This is a genomic window from Deltaproteobacteria bacterium (assembly GCA_009692615.1).
Taxonomy (GTDB): Bacteria; Desulfobacterota; Binatia; order UBA9968; family UBA9968; genus DP-20.
In genome coordinates this window covers 1-5,097 of record SHYW01000186.1, presented here as the reverse complement: position 1 = coordinate 5,097, position 5,097 = coordinate 1, and the positions used below count along the sequence as shown (strand labels likewise).

At 55.4% G+C, this 5,097-nt stretch carries 6 protein-coding genes; 2 read left to right on the top strand and 4 right to left on the bottom strand.

From position 1 onward, the window contains the following. On the bottom strand, window positions 1-1,067 hold a 1,067-nt coding region (locus EXR70_24955; GenBank protein ID MSP41745.1), incomplete at its 3' end, for a DUF748 domain-containing protein. Between the two features lie 92 nt (window positions 1,068-1,159). Next, window positions 1,160-1,600, bottom strand: a complete 441-nt coding sequence (locus EXR70_24950; GenBank protein MSP41744.1) for a gamma-glutamylcyclotransferase — start codon at window positions 1,598-1,600, stop codon at window positions 1,160-1,162. Window positions 1,601-1,774: 174 nt separating this feature from the next. Here EXR70_24950 and EXR70_24945 point away from each other — a divergent pair, with 174 nt between their 5' ends. Both EXR70_24945 and EXR70_24940 read left to right on the top strand, forming a co-directional pair. Beyond that, window positions 1,775-2,356, top strand: a complete 582-nt coding sequence (locus EXR70_24945; GenBank protein ID MSP41743.1) for an ABC transporter substrate-binding protein — start codon at window positions 1,775-1,777, stop codon at window positions 2,354-2,356. A gap of 121 nt (window positions 2,357-2,477) precedes the next feature. Further along, window positions 2,478-3,428: a hypothetical protein gene (locus EXR70_24940; protein MSP41742.1), complete on the top strand. Its 951-nt coding sequence runs from the start codon at window positions 2,478-2,480 to the stop codon at window positions 3,426-3,428. Between the two features lie 10 nt (window positions 3,429-3,438). Here the strand turns inward: EXR70_24940 and EXR70_24935 are convergent, their stop codons facing one another. Further along, window positions 3,439-4,053, bottom strand: a complete 615-nt coding sequence (locus EXR70_24935) for a hypothetical protein (GenBank protein MSP41741.1) — start codon at window positions 4,051-4,053, stop codon at window positions 3,439-3,441. Window positions 4,054-4,176: 123 nt separating this feature from the next. Further along, window positions 4,177-5,097, bottom strand: a 921-nt coding sequence (locus EXR70_24930) for an MFS transporter (GenBank protein MSP41740.1), incomplete at its 5' end; no start/stop codon positions are given.

Genomic DNA, 5,097 nt, shown 5'->3' with positions numbered 1-5,097 from the left:
GCCGGCGCGGCTTTGGCTGGCGGCGCGATTAGATTAGCGAAATTGATCTCGCCTTTGCGGTCGCGGGCGATATGAATTTCGAGGCCGTTGGATTTGACCGACTTCACGGCCAACTTGTTGGCGAAGACCTCGAAGGCCTCCACCGCGACGTTCAAGTTGGGCAGCTTGAGCAGCGGCCCAGCGCTCTTGTGCTTCATCTCAAGCGCGTTCACGTTCAAATTGCCGGACAGGGCCAGCACCGGCGTGCTTTTCGGCGCGGTCTTAAAACTTGCCGTGATCTTGCTGCTCAGTTGCCCCGACGGGACCTGGAAATTCAGCGCCACCGGCGCGTATTCGAGATATTTGGCGATCTCCAGTTTGTCCAGATCGATGCTCAGTTTGCTTTCGATGGCGTCTTTGAACGGAGTGGTCGATTCGCCGATGAGATGGAAGGGCGCGCCGTTGACCACCGCGGCCAACTCCGGTTTGACCTTGATGTCGACGTAGGTCGGCAAGCTGGAAATGAACGGCACGCCGATCTTCAACGCCGTAATGGCATGCTTGGTCTGTTCGGGCTGGTCGTCGAAATCGATCTTGCCGTCGATGAGTTGAATGTTGTTGACGGCGAAACTCGGCGTTGGCCCGGACGGGCCGGAGGTGAATTCGTCGATCAGGTCCTGGAAATTATACTTGCCGTCGGCCTGGCGCACCAAGTTGACATAGGGTTTGGTCAAGCGCAGTTCTTGGACTACCGGCGCCAAACGAAACAGCGAGCGGATGTCCAAATCGACGAACAGCTCATCGAAGGATAGCGCGGCGGTGTCGCCTTGCTTTTCTTTCATCAAAAAGCCGCGCACGGCGACCGTCATCGTGTAGGGATTGATCTTGATCTGCTCGATGGTCACCGGGCGATGGAGAGTCTTCGACAACTCGCTGGCGACCTTGCCGCGCAACAGCGGTGGCGCGGCTAGACCGAGCAGCACGCCGAGCCCGACGACGATACCGGTGCACCAGATGGCGATCTTGCGTGTGCGTGGGTGGCGAAAAATTGTGCTGGCTTGGGTGCGCAGATCGTTGGCTTCAAGCATGGCGACCTTCGTGCGGATTTATTTGTCGCGATCCTATCCCAGGGGCTGGTGCATGTCTAACGAATGTTGCGTAGTTGTCGACGGGAGTCGCGTCAGCCGCCGGTACGGATGGTCTCCAACATGGCGATGTAGGAGTCGGGCATGCGCCAATGGCACGCGCCTTCGAGGATCAATCGTTTGTATTCCGGGTTGGGCGGCGGAACATTCTTCTCGATGGCGGCGACGTAGACCAATACTTGCAGCGTCTGGCTGCCGCTGTCCGGCGCTAAGACCGATAGGATTTCCCGGTGGTAGCCGTCCTCGAAACCGTCCATGACCACCAAGTCGGCATCGCTGACATCGTACACCGCGCCCCAAACCTCCCTGCCGTTGACCGGAAAAACATTGGCTGTGCCGCAATCGCGCAGGCGGGAGTGGCGGGTGATGCCAAATTCGTAATCCGGAAGTTTGGCAATGGTGACGAACTTCGACGATGGACAGCGCCGCTGCATCTGCGGCCAATTCAAGTTCGAGCCGTAAGCAAAATAGTACAAAGTAACCTCGCTTGGCGTTTTAGCGGCGATCTTAAAGAATTTCTCGCTCAGCACAAGCCAGCGAGATTGCGCAAGAATTGGCGACTTGGCGGCGAATCCTTTGTACGTTTCTTGCGTCTAAGCAGAGACCTATGGTAAATAATCTGCTTTTCTGACGGGAGCTGCGCATAAACTATGAGAAAATTACCCACTTTAGTGATGTTGCTGTCGTTGGCCCTGTTGCCCCAGCGAAGTTTCGCGGGGGAGGCGACCGCGCAACTTAGTGCGACGATCAACGAGTTTGTCGCCATCATGGTCAGGACATCGGTAGCGGAGTTACGCAGCACCGGTTTGCCCGAAAAAGCGTTGAAGCTCATTCATGGCCGCTTCGACTTCGCCGAGATGACCAAGCGCTCTTTGGGGTCCCACTGGAAGACTCTGGCGCCGGCGGAACAGGGCGAGTTCATCGACGGGTTGACGCACCGCTTGCTGGTTACTTACGGCCGCACCGTGCGCGCGTCGGGCGATGAGAAGGTCTTGTTCAAAAAAGAAACTAGGGACGGTAGCTACGCCAATGTCGAATCGCTGGTGGTGGGCGGCAAGTCCGATACCGCCATCGACTATCGGCTGCACGAAGTGAATGGCCAGTGGCGCGTCTATGACATGGTCATCGAGCATGTCAGCTTGATTAGCAACTTCCGCGCTCAGTTCGAGCGCGAGATCGCCCGCTCTTCGGTGCAAGGACTGCTCGAAAAGATCAAACAACGCGATTCCTAATTTATAAATCGCAATTCAACTCAAACGGCCTAAGCGCATTGTTGTGCTTAGGCCGTTTTCATTTGTAGCGTTCGCGGTTATGCATTGACGAAGTAGCGGTGGTTCGATAAATCATCTGGCCATGACCAAACTCAAAATCACCCTAGCTCTCGGTTCCTATGACCGGCACGCGCCTTTGCTCGAAGGTTGCATTCAGCACCCCGACCTCGACATTGGATATATCGAGTGCGATCCGCAGCAAGGTCGCCATGAACGGTTCTTGCAGCACTTCGAGTTCGACGCCGCGGAGTTGTCGTTCTCGTCCTACTGCATCGCCATCGATCAAGGTATGCCGGTGCACGCCGTGCCGGTGTTTCCGCGCCGACTGTTCAGCCAGTCGCAGATGTACAAGAACGTCAACTGCGGTATTTCTTCCCCGCAAGACTTGGCTGGCAAGCGCATCGGCTTGAGCGGCTATCAAAATACCTTGGGCGTGCGCGCCAAGGGCGATCTGACGCACTTCTACGGCGTCGACCGTAAGTCGGTGACCTGGGTCACGCCTGGCAAAGAGGTGGTCGACGTCGAGTTGCCCGCCGATTTGAAAATCGAAACCCGTGGCAGTATGGCCGAGATCGAGCAGGAATTCGTCGACGGTAACATCCAAGCGATGTTCGTGTCGCGTTTGCCCAAACCGTTCCGCGACGGCAACAAAAATTTGGCGCGGTTGTTCGCCGATCCGCAAGCCGAAGAAGAACGTTACTTACGCGAAGAAGGCTACTTCCCGATCATGCATGTGCTGGCATATAAAAAAGAGCTGGCTCAAAAACATCCCGCGCTGCCGCACGCGCTCTTCGACATCTTCGAACTAGCCCGTCAGCAGGCCACCCAACGCTGGGTCGATCCCAACTGGTCGATGGTGATGTGGGGAAGGCGAGAGCTGGAACGGCAGAATCAGCTATGCAGCTTCGATCCATGGAAGAACGGGCTTGAAGCGAACCGCAAGAACATCGAACGCTTCGCGCTCTACAGCCACGAGCAGGGGTTGACCAAGCGGCGCTTGACGCCGGAAGAGTTGTTTGTCGGGATCGAGTAGAGTGCACTAACTATACGACGTCGCCAATTACGATAATACCCTTACTGAAGCGATCGTTCTCTTTGTGATCACCGCCCAGTCGTGGAACCCAACCTGGGAAGGTGCAACTAAGTATAGATGGGGAAAAGCCTCTGCAATGTTCTATCAAATCCAAGATTTGTGTATTGAAATTTTCTTTGCCGGTCGCTAGCACCCGAGGAATTATGAACGTTAGAGCAACGTTTCTTCCTTTAGTTGCCTTACCGAGTTTAACAGCAGATTCTATTGATGATTGATGGCGTTTCTTGATTTTTCGTTTTAGCGGTAGAAATTCGTCACAGGTTAATTTTGCTTCAATTCTCTCGTGGTATTTGCCTTTCCAAAGCAAAAGGTCCGCTCTACCTTCGTATTTTCTCGTAGGCGTTGACGTACGGTGCTTTTCAACCCAACATTCTTCTAGTGCGGCCCATCCACTCCCGACCGCTGCTCCTGCAATCACGCTCACGTTTGGCCGCTCACGAAATGAATAGGCGGCGTATTCTTTTCCGGCCTGCATGTAGATTGTTTTGTTAAGCTCAATCCATTTTTTGAGAAGCTCCTCCCAATGTTTGAATGCAGGATTGACTTCAACGTGATCTAAGTTCATGGAATAACCCTCCAGCCTTCAGCAGGCCTTATATTGTTTGAGCACCATTATTTAACACGACGACCACCTACGGAGAAGTCAAGTCTGAGCAAGGGGCTGCTGTGACTATTAACCAGGCGATGTTTAGCCGCATCTTAGCGGTCGCTTCGCCAACAACACCAAGAACGCCGAAGTAAACAGCGCGCAGGAAAAAATCGTGAACGAGAGATCGTAGCTGCCGGTGCGATCGTGCAGGAAGCCGAAGAACGGCGCGCCACTGGCGGCGAACAGGTGGGAGAATAGCAGCGACAGGCCGCGCACGGTGCCGAGGGAATTGCGGCCGAAGAAATTGGCCCAGATCAATTCGCGCAGAACGAAGCTGCCCGCCAGGCCGGTGCCGTAGAGAAAAAAACCGATGTAGGTGAAATGAATTTGCCGGCTGGTGAAAAGAGTGATCAAGCCGACGGCTTGAATCAAGAATTGCACCGACGAAACTTTTTTGATGTCGAACTTGTCGGCGAGCATGCCCCAGACCAAGGACGAGCCCAACTGGGTGATGGCGATGGTGCTCATGAACGAGGCGGCGACGATGGGTGTGTAGCCGATATCGGTGACATAGGAAAACAGATGCAAGTTCAAGCCGGCGATGCCGACGCTGGCGATGCCGAAGGTGACGACCAGCACCCAAAAGGTCGGTAGACGTAGCGCTTGGGCGCGGGTCCACACCGCTTCATCCGTACTCTTCGCTGTCTGTTTTTGCGTGTTGCCAGTAGTTGCTTCTGCAATTTTTGGCGCGTCGGGTGTTGGTGGATCACCGTCCGGGCGGAGTCCTAAATCTTCCGGTTGGCGGCGCACGAAGATCAGCGCCGGGGCGACGACCAGCAGCGGCGCGATGACGCCGAAGATCGCCCAAGTATAACGCCAGCCGACCAGGACGAAGAGCGAGGCGGCGGCGATGGGGATGCTTAACTTGGCGATGCCGGTGCCGAGGTTGGCGATGCCCATGGCGCGGCCGCGTTTGCGCACGAACCATTGGGCGATGGTGACGTTGATCACCAGCGAGCC

What these genes read in the sequence shown, in the direction of transcription:
- EXR70_24945 (MSP41743.1), top strand. Translation starts at nt 1,775, where the DNA reads ATGAGAAAATTACCCACTTTAGTGATGTTGCTGTCGTTGGCCCTGTTG.
- EXR70_24935 (MSP41741.1), bottom strand. Translation starts at nt 4,053, where the DNA reads ATGAACTTAGATCACGTTGAAGTCAATCCTGCATTCAAACATTGGGAG.
- EXR70_24940 (MSP41742.1), top strand. Translation starts at nt 2,478, where the DNA reads ATGACCAAACTCAAAATCACCCTAGCTCTCGGTTCCTATGACCGGCAC.